General features: G+C 63.9%; 14 protein-coding genes. 13 read left to right on the top strand and 1 reads right to left on the bottom strand.

Features of this window, described 5'->3' with window-relative positions; all coding sequences use genetic code 11:
* The first annotated feature begins 26 nt into the window (after positions 1-26).
* Genes murG through murB form a run of 3 tightly spaced genes read left to right on the top strand, consistent with a single transcriptional unit; the run spans position 27 to position 3546 of the window.
* Positions 27-1151 carry an undecaprenyldiphospho-muramoylpentapeptide beta-N-acetylglucosaminyltransferase gene (gene murG / locus LRX75_RS17165; RefSeq protein WP_231815909.1) on the top strand — a complete coding sequence of 375 codons (1125 nt, stop codon included), beginning with the start codon at positions 27-29 and terminating at the stop codon, positions 1149-1151.
* Positions 1148-2575 carry a UDP-N-acetylmuramate--L-alanine ligase gene (gene murC, locus LRX75_RS17170; protein WP_113148987.1) on the top strand — a complete coding sequence of 476 codons (1428 nt, stop codon included), beginning with the start codon at positions 1148-1150 and terminating at the stop codon, positions 2573-2575. The genes murG and murC overlap by 4 nt, the downstream gene beginning before the upstream one ends.
* Positions 2572-3546, top strand: a complete 975-nt coding sequence (gene murB, locus LRX75_RS17175) for a UDP-N-acetylmuramate dehydrogenase (RefSeq protein ID WP_231815910.1) — start codon at positions 2572-2574, stop codon at positions 3544-3546. The genes murC and murB overlap by 4 nt, the downstream gene beginning before the upstream one ends.
* A 462-nt stretch (positions 3547-4008) precedes the next feature.
* Here murB and LRX75_RS17180 read toward each other — a convergent pair whose 3' ends face one another.
* Entirely contained in the window at positions 4009-5313 is a 1305-nt protein-coding gene (locus tag LRX75_RS17180; RefSeq protein WP_231815911.1) for an MFS transporter, read from the bottom strand.
* A gap of 457 nt (positions 5314-5770) precedes the next feature.
* Between LRX75_RS17180 and LRX75_RS17185 the strand changes: the two genes are divergently transcribed.
* The 10 genes from LRX75_RS17185 to panB all read left to right on the top strand — a co-directional run bounded on the left by LRX75_RS17185 (position 5771) and on the right by panB (position 18939).
* Entirely contained in the window at positions 5771-6697 is a 927-nt protein-coding gene (locus LRX75_RS17185; RefSeq protein ID WP_231816006.1) for a D-alanine--D-alanine ligase, read from the top strand.
* A complete protein-coding gene (locus LRX75_RS17190) occupies positions 6685-7620 on the top strand; it encodes a cell division protein FtsQ/DivIB (protein ID WP_231815912.1) in 936 nt (311 codons plus the stop codon). The genes LRX75_RS17185 and LRX75_RS17190 overlap by 13 nt, the downstream gene beginning before the upstream one ends.
* Positions 7617-8948 (top strand): cell division protein FtsA, encoded by a 1332-nt coding sequence (gene ftsA, locus LRX75_RS17195; protein WP_110728194.1) that lies wholly within the window; start codon positions 7617-7619, stop codon positions 8946-8948. Before LRX75_RS17190 ends, ftsA begins: the two co-directional genes overlap by 4 nt.
* A gap of 87 nt (positions 8949-9035) precedes the next feature.
* Positions 9036-10823, top strand: coding sequence for a cell division protein FtsZ (ftsZ, locus tag LRX75_RS17200; RefSeq protein ID WP_231815913.1), 1788 nt, complete (start codon positions 9036-9038; stop codon positions 10821-10823).
* Positions 10824-11142: 319 nt separating this feature from the next.
* Entirely contained in the window at positions 11143-12090 is a 948-nt protein-coding gene (lpxC, locus tag LRX75_RS17205) for a UDP-3-O-acyl-N-acetylglucosamine deacetylase (protein WP_231816007.1), read from the top strand.
* A 222-nt stretch (positions 12091-12312) separates the two neighbouring features.
* Positions 12313-13131, top strand: coding sequence for an outer membrane protein assembly factor BamD (locus LRX75_RS17210; RefSeq protein WP_231816008.1), 819 nt, complete (start codon positions 12313-12315; stop codon positions 13129-13131).
* A gap of 21 nt (positions 13132-13152) precedes the next feature.
* Entirely contained in the window at positions 13153-14826 is a 1674-nt protein-coding gene (recN, locus tag LRX75_RS17215; protein WP_113148979.1) for a DNA repair protein RecN, read from the top strand.
* Positions 14827-14967: 141 nt separating this feature from the next.
* Positions 14968-17118, top strand: a complete 2151-nt coding sequence (gene ligA / locus LRX75_RS17220; RefSeq protein ID WP_231815914.1) for an NAD-dependent DNA ligase LigA — start codon at positions 14968-14970, stop codon at positions 17116-17118.
* Between the two features lie 115 nt (positions 17119-17233).
* Positions 17234-18109 carry a pantoate--beta-alanine ligase gene (panC, locus tag LRX75_RS17225; RefSeq protein WP_231815915.1) on the top strand — a complete coding sequence of 292 codons (876 nt, stop codon included), beginning with the start codon at positions 17234-17236 and terminating at the stop codon, positions 18107-18109.
* The gene (gene panB, locus LRX75_RS17230) at positions 18106-18939 is read left to right on the top strand and encodes a 3-methyl-2-oxobutanoate hydroxymethyltransferase (RefSeq protein WP_231815916.1); all 834 of its coding nucleotides are present in this window, start codon (positions 18106-18108) and stop codon (positions 18937-18939) included. The genes panC and panB overlap by 4 nt, the downstream gene beginning before the upstream one ends.
* Positions 18940-19028: the final 89 nt, after the last annotated feature.

Below are 19028 nucleotides of genomic sequence, written 5' to 3' on the forward strand. Positions count from 1 at the left end.
ACGCTTCGTACTGGAGGTCTCGAGTCTTGACCAAGGGCATCGTCATGCTAGCCGCCGGAGGTACCGGCGGTCATCTTTTTCCAGCCGAGGCGCTTGCGCACGAACTGGCCGCACTGGATTTTACGGTGCACCTGATCACAGACCACCGGGCCGAGCGCTATGCCGGTTCCTTCCCGGCCGAGCGCATCCATGTTGTGCGCTCCGCCACGATCGGCTCGCGCAATCCCGTGAAGGTCGCGTCCTCGCTCTGGCAGCTGTGGAGCGGCCTGCGCGAGGCCCGCGCTATTCTCAAAGAGGTGAAGCCGAAGGTGGTCGTCGGGTTCGGAGGCTATCCGACCGTGCCGCCGCTTCTTGCCGCCAGCCGGCTGCGGATCCCCACGATCATTCACGAACAGAACGCCGTCATGGGCCGCGCGAACAAGGGTCTTGCCGGCCGCGTCACCGCAATTGCCGGCGGCTTCCTGCCGGAGACGAATGGGCGCTATGCCCGCAAGACGGTGACGACGGGCAATCCCGTGCGCCCGGCCGTGCTCGAAGCGGCCGAGGTTCCCTATGCGGCCTCCGGCACAGGCGAGGCCTTCCGGCTCGTCGTGTTCGGCGGCAGCCAGGGGGCGCAGTTCTTTTCCAAGGCCATTCCCGCGGCCATCGCCCTGCTGGAGCCCGAGCTTCGCGCCCGGCTGCATGTCACGCAACAGGCGCGCCCGGAGGACCTTGACGGAGCCCGGACGGCAATGGCGAAATTCGAGCTGACGGCGGAGATCTCGCCCTTCTTCACCGATATGGCCGGACGGATCGCCGCGGCTCATCTGCTCGTCTGCCGCTCCGGTGCCTCCACCGTATCGGAAATCGCCGTCATCGGTCGTCCTTCCATCCTCGTACCCTATCCCTTCGCGCTCGATCACGATCAGGCGGCGAATGCGGCGGCGCTTGCAGAGACCGGAGCGGCACGGCTCGTGCCGCAGAAGGACCTGACGCCGGAGGTTCTGGCGGGCTTCCTTCGCGATGCGATGAACAACCCTGAGAGCATGGCGGCCATGGCGACCAGCGCCAAGGCTGCAGGCCGGCCGGACGCCGCGCGCTTGCTTGCCGGCATGGTAGAGGCTATTGCCAGCGGCCAGACAATTGCCCAATTCAAGGAAAAACGCTCATGAAACTGCCGCAGACGATCGGCCTCGTCCATTTCATCGGTATCGGCGGGATCGGAATGAGCGGCATTGCGGAAGTGCTGCACAATCTCGGCCACCGCGTCCAGGGTTCGGATCAGTCCGACAGCGCCAACGTCCAGAGGTTGCGCGAGAAGGGCATCGAGGTCTTCGTCGGCCACAAGGCGGAGAACCTCGGCGAGTCCGAGGTCGTCGTCGTGTCCACGGCGATCAAGAAGACCAATCCGGAGCTGATCGCGGCCCGCGAGAAGCTGCTGCCCGTCGTGCGCCGTGCCGAGATGCTGGCCGAGCTGATGCGGTTCCGCAGCTCGATCGCCATCGGCGGGACGCATGGCAAGACGACCACGACCTCGATGGTCGCGGCACTGCTGGAAGCCGGCGGTCTCGACCCGACCGTGATCAATGGCGGCATCATCAATGCCTATGGCACCAATGCGCGCATGGGTGCCGGCGAGTGGATGGTGGTGGAGGCCGACGAATCAGACGGCACTTTCCTGAAGCTTCCGGCCGATGTAGCTGTTGTCACCAATATCGACCCGGAGCACCTCGATCATTACGGCACGTTCGACCAGGTGCGCGCGGCGTTTCGCCAGTTCGTCGAAAACGTCCCGTTCTACGGTTTCGGCGTGATGTGTCTCGACCATCCCGAGGTGCAGACGATGGTCTCCAAGATCGAGGATCGCAAGGTCATCACCTATGGCGAGAACCCGCAGGCGGACGTGCGGTTCTTCAACATCCGCATGGACGGGGCGACTTCCATCTTCGACGTCGCCATCCGGCGTCGCCGCACGGGCCAGCTGATCGAGCTGAAGGACCTGCGCCTGCCGATGCCCGGTCGTCACAACGTCTCCAACGCGACGGCCGCGATTGCCGTCGCCAACCGGCTCGGCATGAATTCCGAGGATATCGCCAAGGGTCTTGCCGCGTTCGGCGGCGTCAAGCGGCGCTTTACCTTTACCGGCGAGTGGAACAACGTTCGGATCTATGACGACTACGGGCACCACCCGGTCGAGATCAAGGCCGTGCTGCGCGCCGCACGCGAGGCCTGCCAGGGCCGAATCATCGCCGTGCACCAGCCGCATCGATTCTCGCGCCTGCAGAGCCTGTTCGAGGATTTCGCGGCCTGCTTCAACGATGCCGATACGATTCTTCTGTCGCCCGTCTACTCGGCCGGCGAGGAGCCGATCGAGGGCATCACCTCCCAGGAGCTGGTTTCCCGGATCAAAGCGGGCGGACATCGCGATGCCCGCTATGTGGACGGGCCGGAAGCCCTTGCGCCGCTCGTCTCCACCATTGCACAACCCGGTGACTTCGTGGTTCTTTTGGGCGCCGGCAGCATTACCTACTGGGCTGCGGCGCTGCCAAAGGAATTGGCCGACATCACAGGGCAGGGGACAGGACAGGACGCATGAAACAGGTCGACGGAACAAAGCTGCTCGCATCGCTTGGCGAGGGCGTCAACGCGCTTCGGGGACGGCTGACGCCGGATGCGCCCATGGACCGCGTGACGTGGTTCCGCGCCGGCGGACTGGCCGAGCTGATGTTCCAGCCCCACGACGTCGACGATCTCGTGACGTTCCTGAAGCTCGTTCCCGAAGACGTGCCGGTGATGGTGGCCGGCGTCGGCTCCAACCTGCTGGTGCGCGACGGCGGCATTCCCGGTGTCGTGATCCGCCTTTCCGCCAAGGGCTTTGGCGATATCGAACGTGTGGGCGACAACCGCGTGAAGGCCGGCGCGATATGCCCGGACAAGAACCTCGCGGCGATGACGCTCGATCACGGCATTGGCGGCTTCTTCTTTTACTACGGTATCCCCGGTACCGTCGGCGGCGCGTTGCGCATGAACGCGGGCGCGAATGGCGGCGAGACGCACGAGCGGGTGGTCGAGGTGCATGCCGTCGACCGTCAGGGCGAGACGCACGTGCTGAGCAATGCCGACATGGGCTACAGCTACCGGCATTCGCATGCGCCGAAGGACCTTATCTTCACGCACGCGGTTTTCGAGGGTTACCCGGAAGACAAGGCAAAGATCCGCGCCGACATGGATGCCGTGCGCCAGCACCGCGAGACCGTTCAGCCGATCCGCGAGAAGACCGGCGGCTCGACCTTCAAGAATCCGGAAGGGCATTCCGCCTGGAAGCTCATCGACGAAGCCGGCTGCCGCGGCATGATGATCGGCGGCGCCCAGATGTCGCCGATGCATTGCAACTTCATGATCAATACGGGTCAGGCAAGCGGCTACGAGCTCGAATATCTCGGCGAAACCGTGCGCCAGCGCGTGATGGAGCATTCCGGCATCAAGCTGGAATGGGAGATCAAGCGGATCGGCAAATTCATGGCCGGTTATGAGGTGCGGGAGTTTCTGGGCCGGGCGACGGTGTGATGGCAGGCGAGAGCGCATCGCCTCTCGTTCACAATGAGCGAATGAAGCTCGTTGCGAGTTCTCTCGACCGGCTTTCCACGGCATTGGTCGTTGTTGGCGTTCTTGGTCCTGTTGTTGCGCTGACGCCCTCGACTGCTTCGCTATGGAGCGTTTTCAATGCGACCTGTTGGCTAATCGGCGCAGTTATCCTACATTTAATTTCTCAACGTGTTCTTGGAAGGTTGAAGACATGACACAACAAGTGCTGTTCTGGTGGGGTGTACCGATCACGGTGTCAGTCTTGGGTCTGGCGTGGCTTGCTGTCGATTACATGCGTTATCCCAACCAGGATAAGAAATAAGTTTTCTAAGCGGCGAGCCGCCTCTTGGGCGACAAACACTCTGCATGGATTTGTAAGTTGTATAAAAGGCCGCGATGTCAGGGACATCGCGGCCTTTTTGTTTGTTCTGATTCCGCTTGAACTCAGACTTCGTTTTTGCCCGAGAGCAGGATGCAGACGAGCGTGATGACGGCGGCGAACAGGAGATAGTAGCCGACGGCCGTCATGCCGTACGTCGCTTGCAGATAGGTGGCGATGTAGGGCGCGAGCGAGGCACCAAAGATGCCGGCGAAGTTGAAAGTGATCGACGAACCCGTGTAGCGCACATTGGTCGGGAAGGGGGCGGCGAGCGCCGTTCCGATCAGGCCATAGGTGATGCCCATCAGCGCCATGCCGATGACCACGAACAGGACGACGCTCGCTTCGCCGCTTGTCAGCAGACCCGGCAGGAAGAAGGAGAAGATGCCGATCAGCACGGTGACGCCGATCAGGATCTCGCGGCGGCCAAAGCGCTCGGCAAGCTTGCCGGCGATCGGAATGAAGATGCCGAAGAGAACGGCGCCGAGCAGCTGGATTTCCAGGGCATCGACGAAGGGCAGCTTCAGAACCTTGATGTTGTAGGACAGAAGATAGGCCGAGCCGATGTAGAACAGCACGAAGGTGGCGAGCGCCACGAAGGTGCCGAGAACGAGGCTCCGCTTGTGGCTGCGGAAGAGTTCGACGACCGGGACCTGAACGCGCTCGTGGCTGTCGATGGTCTTCTGGAACGCCGGCGTCTCGGTGATGGAGAGGCGCACCCAGAGACCGACAGCGATCAGTAGGATCGAGGCGATGAACGGCACGCGCCAGCCCCAGCTGAGCAGTGCTTCCTGCGACATGACATGCAGCAGCAGCCAGAAGACGCCCGAGGAGAGGAAGAGGCCGACGGGCGCGCCGAGCTGCGGGAACATTCCGTACCAGCTCTTCTTGCCTTCGGGCGCATTTTCGGTCGCCAGCAGAACGGCACCGCCCCACTCGCCGCCGAGGCCGAAGCCCTGGCCGAACCGGCACAAGGCCAGCAGCAGCGGCGCGAGAACGCCGATCGATTCGTAGGAGGGGAGAAGGCCGATGATGACGGTGGAGATACCCATCGTCAGAAGGGCTGCGACCAGTGTGGTCTTGCGGCCGACGCGATCTCCATAATGGCCGAAGACGACCGCGCCGAGCGGGCGGGCGAAGAAGGCGATGGAAAAGGTGGCGAAGGAAGCCAGCAGCGCCGTCGTCGGATCGGTGTTCGGGAAGAACAGCGTCGGGAACACCAGAACGGCAGCCGTCGCATAGACGTAGAAGTCGAAAAATTCGATGGTGGTGCCGACGAGGCTCGCCAGGAGCACGCGAGCCGGGGAATTGGTAGCGCGTGCGTCCAAGACATCTGCCTTCGACGATACCGGAGATATCGCGTTGCTCATGATCTTGTCCGTGTTGAGGATCCGCCACCCTCATAGGTAGCTGACGGCTTCTTACGGCAAGTTAATGTCGGAAGAAACCCTTTTTGCGCAAGAATATGGCGCAATCTCCGACGGCATCGCGTGAGGTGGAACGATGTCGCATAGCCGGCTGCCGTGCCGCCTTATCGCTGCCTTGTCTTTGGGCGGATGCGCGGCGAGGGCGCTTCATTCGACAGAAAAGTGCCCGGGAATCGATTGCAGCCATGCAGGGTCCGCACCCGTGCCATTTTGAACACAGGGTGCAGCTGCCGTGTCGAAAGACCCGCCCGGATATGCCGCTCACCGCACCTGGTTAACGAAAGTAAACGGTTCGTTAACCTTAATGACGCTTTAGTGAGCGCAGGCAGGCAGGCTTTGAGTCGGGTTCGAACCGGTCGCTTCGCTGCCGCAGAATGGGTCAGAAATGTCGGGGGTTTTCATGAGTGGCAAACACGTCGCAGTGCTGATGGGGGGCTTCTCGTCGGAGCGGCCGGTCAGCCTGTCTTCGGGCGCCGCCTGTGCCGATGCCCTGGAAGCCTTCGGCTATCGTGTCACCCGCGTGGATGTCGACCGGGATATCGCGACGGTTCTCGGGACTCTGCGCCCGGATGTGGCGTTCAACGCGCTGCACGGGCCGTTCGGCGAAGACGGCACGATTCAGGGCATCCTGGAATATCTCGAAATCCCCTATACGCATTCCGGCGTGCTGGCCTCGTCGCTGGCCATGGACAAGGGGCAGGCGAAGATCGTTGCGAAGGCTGCGGGCATTCCCGTCGCCGAGGCGAAGGTCATGGATCGGCACGATTTCGCTCACGACCACCCGATTCCCACGCCCTACGTGGTCAAGCCGGTGCGCGAGGGGTCGAGCTTTGGCGTCGTCATCGTGCAGAAGGACCAGTCGCACCCGCCGCAGATCATCACCTCCAGCGAATGGCGCTATGGCGACCTTGTGATGGTCGAGCGGTACATTCCTGGCCGCGAATTCACCTGCGGCGTGATGGGCGGCGAGGCGCTTGGCGTGACCGAGATTATTCCGCAGGGCCATGCCTTTTACGACTTCGATGCGAAATATGTGGCCGGTGGCTCGAAGCATGTCATTCCGGCAGAAATTTTACCGAATATTTACCAAAACATTCAAAGACTGGCCGTTGCGGCACATCATGCGATGGGGTGCCGTGGTGTCAGCCGCTCCGACTTCCGCCTCGACGAAAGCGCGTCCGAAGACGGCGAACTGATCTGGCTCGAAATCAACACGCAGCCGGGCATGACCCCGACATCGCTGGTTCCTGAAATGGCGGTTCATGCCGGCCATTCCTTTGGTGAGTTCCTCAGCTGGATCGTGGAGGATGCGTCGTGTTTGCGTTGAGAGGTCGTTTCCAGGAGCGCGTCCGTGCGCCGCAGGAATTCCGGGACATGGATGGTCATGTGGTCCTGCCGCGTCCGCTGCGCCGCGTCGTCCGCTTCTTCGTTGCGCTCGGCACGGGCCGCATCCATTTCGCACCTCATACCGGGACTGTCTCGGCGCTGGCCTTGTTTGCGGCAACCGGTCTTTACGGCATGGCGATCGGCGGGCACACGCCTGAAGTCGCCAAGGCGACAACATCGGCCGCCGGCTTTGCCATCGAGGACGTAAAGATCTCGGGCAACGATCAGACGTCGGAGATCGACATTCTCCAGGAAATCGGCCTCGACGGTGCGACGTCTCTCGTTGCGCTCGACATCGATGCCGCTCGTCAGGCGATCGCGAAGATGCCCTGGGTGGAAGAGGTGACGGTCCGCAAGGTCTATCCCGGCACCATCGAGGTGAACCTCAAGGAGCGCAAGGCTTTCGGGATCTGGCAGCACGGGTCCGATCTCTCGCTCATCGAAAAGAGCGGCAGCGTGATCGCGCCGCTGCGCGACAACAAATTCGCCGAACTGCCGCTGTTCGTCGGCCGCGATGCGGAAACGGCTGCAGCCGACTTCTACGCCCGCTTCGCCGACTGGCCGGAAATCGCCGGCCGCGTGAAGGCCTATGTCCGCGTTGCCGGCCGTCGTTGGGATCTGATCCTCGACAACGGCGTCATGGTGAAGCTTCCCGAGCAGGATCTCGACCGCGCCATGCAGGTGCTGTCCACGATGGAAGAGGGCCAGCAGCTGCTGGAACGCGACATCGCCGCCGTCGATCTTCGTCTGGAAGACCGCACCACCATCCAACTGACCCCCGGCGCCGCAGAGCGCCGACAGGTCGCCCTTGAAGCCCGTACCAAACAGCTCAAGAAAATCGAGAGCCAAGAGGACCGCATATGAGCCTGTTCGGTTCGTCGCATTTCGGCCTGCCGCGTCTGAAGCCCCTGTCGGCGAAGCGATCCCACATCGTTTCCGTGCTCGACATCGGTTCGACGAAGGTCGTCTGCATGATCGGCCGCCTGACACCGCGCGCCGAAAGCCAGATCCTGCCCGGTCGCACGCATGCGATCGAGGTCATCGGTCTCGGCCATCACAAGTCGCACGGCATGAAGAACGGCGTGATCGCCGATCTGGATGCGGCCGAAAGCGTCGTCCGGCTCGCCGTCGACGCCGCCGAGCGCATGGCCGGGCTGACCATCGACAGCCTGATCGTCAACGTCTCCGCCGGCCGCCTGCAGAGCGACATCTATACGGCGTCCGTCGATCTCGGCGGTCAGGAAGTGGACGGCGCAGACCTCAAGCGGGTTCTTGCGGCCGCCGGCCAACGCTCGCAGCGTCAGGACCGCGTGATTCTCCATTCCCTGCCAACGGGCTTCTCGCTCGACGGCGAACGCGGCATCCGCGATCCGCTCGCCATGTTCGGCGATACTCTCGGCGTCGATATGCACGTGCTGACGGCCGAGCGTGCGGCGCTCAAGAACCTCGAACTGTGCATCAACCGCGCGCATCTCTCGGTCGAGGGCATCGTCGCGACGCCTTATGCCAGCGGCCTCTCCGCCCTGGTGGATGACGAGGTCGAACTCGGCTGCGCCTGCATCGACATGGGTGGCGGCACGACGACGATCTCGGTCTTTGCGGAAGGCAAGCTCGTGCATGCCGACGCCGTGAGCCTTGGCGGTCATCACGTGACGACGGACCTCGCACGCGGTCTCTCGACCCGGATCGAGGACGCCGAGCGACTGAAGGTCGTCCATGGATCGGCCATGCCGAACGATGCCGACGAGCGCGAGATGGTGACGGTTCCGCCGATCGGCGAGGACGATCGCGACCAGCCGACTCACGTGCCGCGCGCCCTCGTTTCGCGAATCGTGCGTGCCCGCGTCGAAGAGACGCTCGAACTCATTCGCGACCGCATCCAGCGTTCCGGCTTCTCGCCGATCGTCGGCAAGCGCGTCGTTCTGACCGGCGGCGGAAGCCAGCTGACGGGCCTGCCGGAAGCGGCGCGCCGTATTCTCGCCCGCAACGTGCGGATTGGTCGTCCCCTCGGTGTTTCCGGCCTGCCGCCGGCCGCCAAGGGACCGGCCTTCTCTACGGCTGTCGGCCTGATGATCTATCCGCAGGTCGCCGAAATGGAGACGCACGCCGCCCAGGGCGGGATGCTGTCTGCCCTCGGCGGCGGCGACAGCCGCTTTGCCCGAATGGGCCAGTGGCTGAAAGAGAGTTTCTAGGTTCGCGTAAGGTAGAACCGCCATAAGGGTAAATTGAGATCTGGCCGGCTCGGCAAGGCGACCAGAAACCAGGAAGGAACGGGTAAAATGACCATTAACTTGCAGAAGCCGGATATCACCGAGCTCAAGCCCCGCATCACTGTCATCGGTGTCGGCGGCGGCGGCGGCAACGCCGTCAACAACATGATCACCGCAGGTCTCCAGGGTGTCGACTTCGTCGTCGCCAACACGGACGCCCAGGCGCTGACCATGACCAAGGCCGAACGAATCATCCAGATGGGTGTCGCCGTTACCGAAGGTCTCGGCGCGGGTTCGCAGCCGGAAGTCGGTCGCGCGGCCGCCGAAGAGTGCATCGACGAGATCATCGATCACCTCTCCGGCACGCATATGTGCTTCGTCACCGCCGGCATGGGCGGCGGCACGGGGACGGGTGCTGCTCCGGTCGTCGCTCAGGCGGCGCGCAACAAGGGCATCCTGACCGTCGGCGTCGTCACCAAGCCCTTCCACTTCGAAGGTCAGCGCCGCATGCGGCTTGCCGACCAGGGCATCGCCGAACTGCAGAAGTCGGTCGATACGCTGATCGTCATTCCCAACCAGAACCTCTTCCGCATCGCCAACGACAAGACGACGTTTGCCGATGCCTTCGCGATGGCCGACCAGGTCCTGTATTCGGGCGTTGCCTGCATCACCGACCTCATGGTCAAGGAAGGCCTTATTAACCTCGACTTCGCCGACGTTCGTTCGGTGATGCGCGAGATGGGCCGTGCGATGATGGGCACCGGCGAAGCCTCCGGCGATGGCCGCGCCATGGCCGCTGCCGAAGCCGCCATCGCCAACCCGCTTCTCGACGAAACCTCGATGAAGGGTGCGCAGGGCCTGCTGATCTCGATCACCGGCGGTCGCGACATGACCCTTTTCGAAGTCGACGAAGCCGCGACGCGTATCCGCGAGGAAGTCGATCCGGACGCCAACATCATTCTCGGCGCGACGTTCGACGAAGAGCTCGAAGGCATGATTCGTGTCTCCGTCGTTGCAACCGGAATCGATCGTACGGCCGCGGAGGTGGCCGATCGGACTGCCAGCTTTCGCCCGGTAGCATCCAAGCCCGCCGCACGTCCGGCAGCACCTGCCGCCGCACCGTCCATGCAGGCCCAGCCGGCACCCGTCATGCAGCAGCCGGCGCCTCAGCCGCAGGCGCCGCAGGCCGACCACATCGCCGAAGCCATCCGCCAGGCCGAAATCGAACGCGAACTCCTGATCCAGGCGCGCGCCGCCGAAAAGGCCCAGGACGACTTCCGTCCGCAGAGCAAGCTGTTTGCCGGCGCACCGGAAACCGCACCCGTCATGCGGGCTCCGGCACCGCAGGCGCCGATGCAGCAGGCTCCGGTCGAGATGCCGGTCTACCAGCCGCAGCCGATGCAGGCCGCACCGATGCATGCCCAGCATGCTCCGGCGCACCACATGCCGCATGAGCCGATGGTTCAGCGTCACGAGCCCGCGCCGATGATGCGCCAGCCGGAATCGGTTCGCATGCCGAAGGTCGAGGACTTCCCGCCGATGGTGAAGGCCGAAGCCGAGCACTGGTCCCAGCCGGCCGTCGCGCATCACGAAGAGCGCGGTCCGATGGGCCTTCTCAAGCGAATCACGAATTCGCTCGGCCGCCGCGAAGAGGAAGATCATTCCGTCGCGTCGGACATGACCTCGGGAGCGCCGAGCGCTGCGTCGCAGCAGCGCCGCCCGCTGTCCACCGAGGCGAGCGTCTACGCACCGCGTCGCGGTGCGCTCGACGAACGCGGCCGCGTGAACCCGCAGCCGCGTGCGCAGGACGACGATCAGCTCGAAATTCCGGCCTTCCTTCGCCGGCAGTCGAACTGATTTCCACCCGCCTTCTACCTTGCCGGAACGCCTGGGCCCCAAGCCCAGGCTTTTCCGTTTTTTCGCAAGCTTTGCAGGGACATAGGCGTCAGGGAAGAAGCGTTACAAAGCGAAAGAAACAGTGATTTGGAATGACCGGGCGAGGGCCTTATCTTCACACTGGAAAGTCTGCGGATATCAAGTCTCCCGATCGCGACGAAGACTGGGGGCGGCAAGTTCGACTTGCCGTCGAGAGGTTGACCTGAGGCTCAAAGACGTATCTTGCAGACACGGAATAAGGCGGTTCGCCGCCAGAATTGTGAAAGTGAAGAGTATGGGACTGGGAATTGGACTGCTGGGGTTTCAGACGACGATCGCCGATCAGGCAACCCTGAGCGGGACGGGCGTGCATTCGGGCGCCGACGTTTCGATCACCTTCCATCCGGCTGAAGCCAATACCGGCATCGTCTTCCAGCGCATCGAAGGCGAGCGGGTCCTCGGCGAATATCGCGCCGTGTCGTCCAACGTCGGCAATACGGATCTCTGCACCATTCTCGGCACGTCGCCGGCCACCTGGATCGCCACGATCGAGCATGTGATGGCGGCGATCTACGCCGTCGGCATCGACAATCTGCTGGTCGAGGTTCACGGCGCGGAAATGCCGATCATGGACGGCAGCTCCGCACCCTTCATCGAGGCCATCGAGCAGACGGGCATCAAGGCGCTCGCCGTCAAGCGCCGCTACATCCGCATCCTGAAGCCGGTGCGCATCGAGAACGGTGCCTCGTGGTCGGAGTTCGTGCCCTATGACGGCGGCATGCGCTTCGAGGTCGAGATCGACTTCGACACGCCGCTGATCGGCCGCCAGTCCTGGCAGGGCGACATGACGGCCGCGACCTTCAAGAACGAACTGTCGCGCGCCCGCACCTTCGGCTTCATGCGCGATGTCGAGCGGATGTGGGCGGCCGGGCGTGGTCTCGGCTCCTCGCTCGAAAATTCGGTCGTCATTGCCGACGACCATACGGTCATCAATGTCGAGGGCCTGCGTTACGCCAAGGACGAGTTCGTCCGCCACAAGACGCTGGACGCCGTCGGCGATCTCGCGCTTGCCGGCCTGCCGTTTATCGGCTGCTACCGGTCCTATCGTGGCGGCCACAAGATGAACGCCAATGCCTTGCAGGCTTTGTTCAGCGATCCCACGGCCTACGAGATTGTGGAAACGGCGATGCCGCGCACGCGGGTTGCACGCGAGAAGCAGGTCGCAGGCGCGTCCGAACTGTCGGCCTGACGCACAATATCCATAAGAATTGCCTTAAAGCCGGTCATATGACCGGCTTTTTCATGGACGCGATGCCACAAAATTGCGTTAATCGGTCACCATGACGTTGCGGACTTGTTCTAGTATGATCTAGAACCGCATGGTCGGCGGCGGGGCAGCTGCCACTCGAGTTGGGATGTTCTGATGGTTTTTGCAGACGGCTTCGAATGGAAGACGATCACGCGCGTGGCGATGGTCGCGCTTGTAGCGGCGACAACCAGCGTCGTCGTGACCGCCTGCCAGAACGACCCCGACATCGACATCACCAAGCTGACGGCCGAGACCGATCCGCCCGAGGTTCTCTACAATCAGGGTCTCGCCAACCTGAATGCCGGCAAGACGACGGAAGCCGCGCGCAAGTTCGACGCGATCGACAAGCAGCAGCCGTTTTCCGAATATGCCCGCAAGGCGCTGGTGATGAAGGCCTTCGTCAACTACCGCCAGGGCCAGACGCAGGACGCGATCAACGCGGCGACGCGCTATCTCAATCTCTATCCCGAATCGGAAGATGCGGCTTACGCCCAGTACATTCTGGGTCTTGCCTATTCCAAGCAGATCCCAACGGTGACGCAGGACCAGAAGCCTGCCTTCAAGACCATCGAGGCCATGCAGGCTGTCGTCGATAAATATCCGAAATCGGAATATGTCGAGGACGCGCAGGCGAAGATCCGCTTTGCCAAGGACCAGCTGGCCGGCAAGGAAATGCAGGTCGGGCGCTACTATCTGGAGCGTAAGGAATATCTCGCCGCCGTGACGCGTTTCCGCACCGTGGTCGAGCAGTATTCCGGCACGAACCAGGTCGAGGAAGCGCTGGCCCGACTGGTCGAGAGCTACTTCGCCATGGGCATCACCAGCGAGGCGCAGACGGCTGCGGCCGTTCTCGGTCACAACTATCCTGACAGCCAGTGGTATGCCGACAGCTACAAGCTGCTGCAGTCCAACGGCCTCGAGCCGCGCGAGAATGGCGGGTCCTGGATTTCCCGGGCCGGCAAGAAGATCCTCGGCGTCTGATCCGAAAGAACAGAAGACCGGATGCTTTCCCAGCTCTCGATCCGCGATATCGTCCTGATCGAACGGCTCGACCTGTCCTTCGATGCCGGCCTGTCCGTGCTGACCGGCGAAACCGGAGCCGGCAAGTCGATCCTACTCGACAGCCTGTCTCTGGCGCTGGGTGGGCGCGGCGACGGTTCGCTCGTGCGCCATGGCGGCACCAAGGGGCAGGTGACCGCCGTCTTCGATGTCGCACCGGATCATCCGGCCCGCGTTCTGGTGCGCGAAAACGGCATCGACGATGATGGCGACCTGATCTTCCGCCGCGTACAGACCTCCGATGGGCGCACCAAGGCCTATGTCAACGACCAGCCGGTGTCCGTCCAGCTTCTGCGCCAGGCGGGGCAGTTGCTCGTGGAGATCCACGGGCAGCATGACGATCGTGCGCTGGTCGATACCCACGCCCACCGGCTGCTTCTGGATGCTTTCGGCGGCCTGACGGCCGATGCGGAAACGGTTGCCGATCTTTTCCGGATCTGGCGCGATGCCGAGCGGGGCCTGAAGCGCCACCGCGAGAAGGTGGACGCCGCCGCCCGCGAAGCCGATTATCTGCGCGCTGCCGTGGAGGAGCTCGAGGCCCTGTCGCCGCTCGATGGCGAGGAGGACGAGCTTGCCGAGCGGCGGGCGACGATGATGAAATCCGAGCGCATCGCTTCCGATATCAGCGAGGCCAGCGATTTTCTGAACGGCAACGCCTCTCCCGTGCCGCAGATCGCCTCGCTGGTGCGGCGCTTAGAGCGCAAGAGTCACGAGGCGCCGGGCCTGCTGGAGGAAACGGTCAACCTGCTCGATGCGGCGCTGAACCAGCTGTCCGACGCGCAGATGGCGGTGGAGGCGGCGCTTCGGCGCACGGAATACGATCCGAAGGAACTGGAGCGGGTGGAGGAGCGGCTGTTTGCGCTGCGCGCTGCCGCCCGCAAATATTCGGTTCCCGTGACAGAGCTTCCGGCGCTCGCCGTTCGGATGATCAACAGCGTGGCCGATCTCGATGCGGGCGAAGAGAAGCTGAAGCAGTTCGAGGCGCAGGTCGCGATCGCGCGGGCGGATTTCGATGCGGCGGCGGCGGCTCTTTCCTCCAAGCGGCACAATACGGCGAGCGCCCTGTCAGAGGCCGTGATGGCGGAGCTTCCGGCGCTGAAGCTGGAGCGGGCCCGCTTCATGGCGGAGGTCGCGAGCGACCCGACGCAGCTGACGGCCGAAGGTATTGATGTGGTCGAGTTCCATGTGCAGACCAATCCGGGCACGCGGCCGGGGCCGATCATGAAGGTCGCGTCGGGCGGCGAGCTTTCGCGCTTCCTGCTGGCGCTCAAGGTGGCGCTGGCCGATCGCGGCTCCGCACCGACGCTCGTCTTCGACGAGATCGATACCGGGGTGGGCGGCGCCGTTGCCGATGCGATCGGGCAGCGGCTGAAGCGGCTGTCGAAGACGGTGCAGGTGCTTTCCGTCACCCACGCGCCGCAGGTCGCGGCGCGGGCTGCGACCCATCTGCTGATCTCCAAGGGCCCGTCCGAGAAATCCGCCGAGATGATCGCGACGCGCGTGGCACGCATGAACGACAAGGACCGCACCGAAGAGATCGCCCGCATGCTGGCCGGCGCCTCGATCACCGAGGAAGCGCGGGCGGCGGCGGCGAAGTTGCTGGCGGGCGGCGGCTGAGAATTGCGGCCGCGTTTCCATGCGTTTTTTCCGTATTCTCGCAAGGACATCGGCGCGGGATGAGCGTGGGATGGCGAGCATCGTCCCCTTCTCAAAAGAGCGATTTTCGCTACAACACTCCCGATAGCAGGAGTGACCGCCATGACCGACATCAAGCCCGTGGATGCGCTGAGCGAAGCCGATGCCGTGGAAGAGCTGGCGTTCCTGGCTTCCGAGCTTGCCCGCCACGATGCGCTCTATCATGGCAAGGACACGCCTGAGATTTCGGACGCCGACTATGATGCGCTGAAGCGGCGCAATGGCGAGATCGAGGCGCGGTTTCCCGATCTCGTGCGGCCGGATAGTCCGTCCGGCAAGGTGGGCGCTGCTCCCTCCGGTCTCTTTCAGCAGGTCACGCATGCCCGGCCCATGCTGTCGCTCGACAACGTGTTTTCCGACGAGGACGTCAGCGATTTCATCGCCAGCGTCTACCGCTTCCTCGGCCGCCTGCCGGATGATTCCATCGCGTTTACGGCCGAGCCGAAGATCGACGGCCTGTCGATGTCGCTGCGCTACGAGAACCGCAAACTCGTCTCGGCCGCCACGCGGGGCGACGGTACGACGGGGGAGAACGTCACCGCCAACATCCGCACCATTGCGGAAATACCGCAGACGCTGCCCGACGGCGCGCCGGACGTGGTGGAGGTGCGCGGCGAGGTCTACATGGCCAAGAGCGACTTCCTCAAGCTGAACGCGCAGATGGAAGAGGAGGGGCGCCAGACCTACGTCAATCCGCGCAACACGGCGGCGGGCTCTCTTCGCCAGCTCGACCCCGCCATCACCGCGACCCGCAAGCTGCGCTTCTTCGCCTATTCCTGGGGGCAGATGTCGGCGATGCCGGCGGATACCCAGTCCGGCATGGTCGAGGCGCTGAAGGTCTGGGGTTTCCCGGTCAATCCGCTGACACAGCGGCTGACGTCGGTCGCCGCCATTCTCGACCACTACCGCGCGATCGGCCTCACGCGCCCGGAGCTCGACTACGATATCGACGGTGTCGTCTACAAAGTCGATGATCTCGTGCTCCAGGGCCGGCTCGGCTTCCGCTCGCGCTCGCCGCGCTGGGCGACCGCGCACAAGTTCCCGGCCGAGCAGGCCTTTACGGTGCTCACGGCCATCGACATCCAGGTCGGGCGAACCGGAGCGTTGACGCCGGTGGCGCGTCTGGTGCCCGTCACCGTCGGCGGGGTCGTCGTGACCAATGCGACGCTGCACAATGAGGATTATATCAAGGGTCTCGGCAATGCCGGCCAGCCGCTGCGCGAGGGGCGCGACATCCGCATCGGCGATACGGTCATCGTCCAGCGTGCCGGCGACGTCATTCCGCAAATCGTCGATATCGTTGAGGAGAAGCGGGCGGAGGGCAGCGCCCCTTACGTTTTCCCGAAGACCTGCCCGGTCTGCGGCAGCCATGCGGTGCGCGAAGTCAACGAGAAGACCGGCAAGGTCGATTCGGTGACGCGCTGCACCGGCGGCTTCGTCTGCCGGGCGCAGGCGGTGGAGCATCTGAAGCATTTCGTCTCGCGCAATGCCTTCGATATCGAAGGCTTTGGCGCAAAGCAGATCGATTTCTTCTTTGCCTCCGACGATCCGACCCTGTCGATCCGCACCGCACCCGACATCTTCACGCTGGAGGAGCGCCAGCAGGGCTCCCTTGCCAAGCTCGAAAACATCGACGGCTTCGGCAAGGTCAGCGTCCGCAAGCTCTACGAGGCGATCAACGAGCGGCGTCAGGTGGCGCTTGCGCGTTTCATCTATGCGCTCGGCATTCGCCATGTCGGTGAGACCACGGCAAAGCTGCTGGCGCGGTCCTATGGAAGCTACGAGGACTTCGACAAGGCGATGCGGGCGGCGGGCGAGCCGGGGGCGGAGGCCTGGGACGACCTGAACCGGATCGACGGGATCGGCGACGTCGTCGCGCGCGCGATCGTGGAGTTCTACAAGGAAGACCGCAACGTGGCGGTGGTCGATCGTCTCCTGGGTCAGGTGACGCCGCTCGACGCGGAAGCGCCATCGGGCGAGGGCAGCCCGGTCGCGGGCAAGACGGTGGTCTTCACCGGCTCTCTCGAAAAATTCACGCGCGACGAGGCCAAGGCCCAGGCGGAAAGCCTGGGGGCCAAGGTGTCCGGCTCCGTGTCCAAGAAGACGGATATCCTCGTTGCCGGTCCGGGTGCGGGCTCCAAGCTCGACAAGGCGCGCGAACTCGGCGTCCAGACCATGGACGAGGACGCGTGGCTGGCATTGATCAGCGGCTGATGCCGTCGATCGACGTCCGTGTATGAGCGGTTTATTTTGCACGCGCGTCGTCTTTGAATTGTCTTTCTGCACCGCACACGATACCGGATGCCGCATAACGGAGGGGAGATCCGGGATGGAGACAGTTTCGACAATCGCGAGTCTGCGCCAGTTGCTGGGTGAACATCGGCGGGCAGGGCGCTCCGTCGGTCTCGTGCCGACCATGGGCTATCTTCACGACGGGCATATGGAGCTCGTGCGGCGGGCGCGCGAAAGCAACGACGTCGTCGTCGCCAGCATTTTCGTCAATCCGCTGCAATTCGGCGCCGGCGAGGATCTGTCGCGCTATCCGCGCGATCTCGCGCGTGACCAGGCGATGCTGCTGGGGGGCGGCGTCGATATTCTGTTTGCGCCCGGTGTGTCCGATATGTATCCGCGAGCGATGGAAACGGTGGTTGATCTTCCCGCGCTCGGCGCCGAGCTTGAGGGGGCGGTGCGTCCCGGCCATTTCGCGGGTGTGGCGACCGTGGTGACGAAGCTTTTCAATCTCGTCCAGCCGGACCGTGCCTATTTCGGCGAGAAGGATTTCCAGCAGGTGCAGATCATCCGCCGGATGGTGGAGGATCTTGCGCAGCCAGTCGAGGTGGTGGCCGTGCCCACGGTGCGCGAGGCCGATGGCCTCGCCTTCTCCTCGCGCAATGTCTATCTGTCGCCGGTCGAGCGCCGCGCGGCGGTGATCGTGCCGCAGGCGCTGGACGAAGCGGCGCGGCTGCTGGCTTCCGGTGTCGCCTCTGCGACGGAGCTGGAGCAGGCGATCGCGGACTTCATCCGCCGCGCGCCGCTCGCCGTGCCCGAAGTCGTCGCCGTTCGCGATCCCGAGACGCTGGCGCCCCTCGATACGGTCCGGGACCGGGCCGTTCTGGTTCTTCTCTTCGTCCGGTTCGGCGCCACGCGGCTTCTCGACAATCGCGTCTATCCCCCGTCCTCTTCTTGCGAAAGCCGTTTGCCATGAGCGTTCAGCCTGGTTCCGCCATCACCCGTCGCCGCCTGACGCCCTCCGCCATCCAGGCGCTGAAGGGCGAGCGGCCGATCGTCAGCCTCACGGCCTATACGACGCCGATCGCCCGGCTGCTCGATCCGCATGTCGATTTTCTGCTGGTCGGCGATTCGCTCGGCATGGTGCTCTACGGCATGGACTCGACGCTCGGCGTCACGCTGGAGATGATGATCGCGCATGGCCAGGCCGTCATGCGGGGAACGTCGGTGTCTTGCGTCGTCGTGGACATGCCGTTCGGCTCCTATCAGGAAAGCCGCGAGCAGGCGTTTCGCAATGCGGCGCGCATCCTGAAAGAGACGGGATGCAGCGCCATCAAGCTCGAGGGCGGGGCGGAGATGGCCGAGACGGTCGATTTCCTGTCGAGCCGGGGCATTCCGGTGCTCGGCCATGTCGGGCTGATGCCGCAGCTGGTGAACACGACGGGCGGGTATCGCTCGCTCGGACGAACCGAGCGCGAGGCGGCCAAGATCCGCCGGGATGCCAAGGCGATCGACGATGCCGGCGCCTTCGCGATCGTGGTCGAGGGGACCGTGGAGCCGCTCGCGCGCGAGATCACGGCCTCGTTGCGGGCGCCGACCATCGGCATCGGCGCATCTCCCGCCTGCGACGGGCAGATCCTCGTCTCGGACGACATGCTCGGCCTCTTCAACGACTTTAAGCCGCGCTTCGTCAAGCATTTCGCCGAGCTTGCGCCGCAGATTTCGGCGGCCGCCGAAGCCTATGCGGCCGAGGTGAAGGCGCGCAGTTTCCCGGGGCCGGAGCACACGTTCACGGTGAAGAGCTGAGGGCGGTACGCCACCCTCTTCATGCATGACGCGGCTTGATCGGGCCATCAGCGGAATTCATTTGCCGCTGGCGGCGTCCGTGGCTAAAG

Source organism: Rhizobium quercicola (assembly GCF_021168455.1).
GTDB classification, from domain to species: domain Bacteria; phylum Pseudomonadota; class Alphaproteobacteria; order Rhizobiales; family Rhizobiaceae; genus Ferranicluibacter; species Ferranicluibacter quercicola.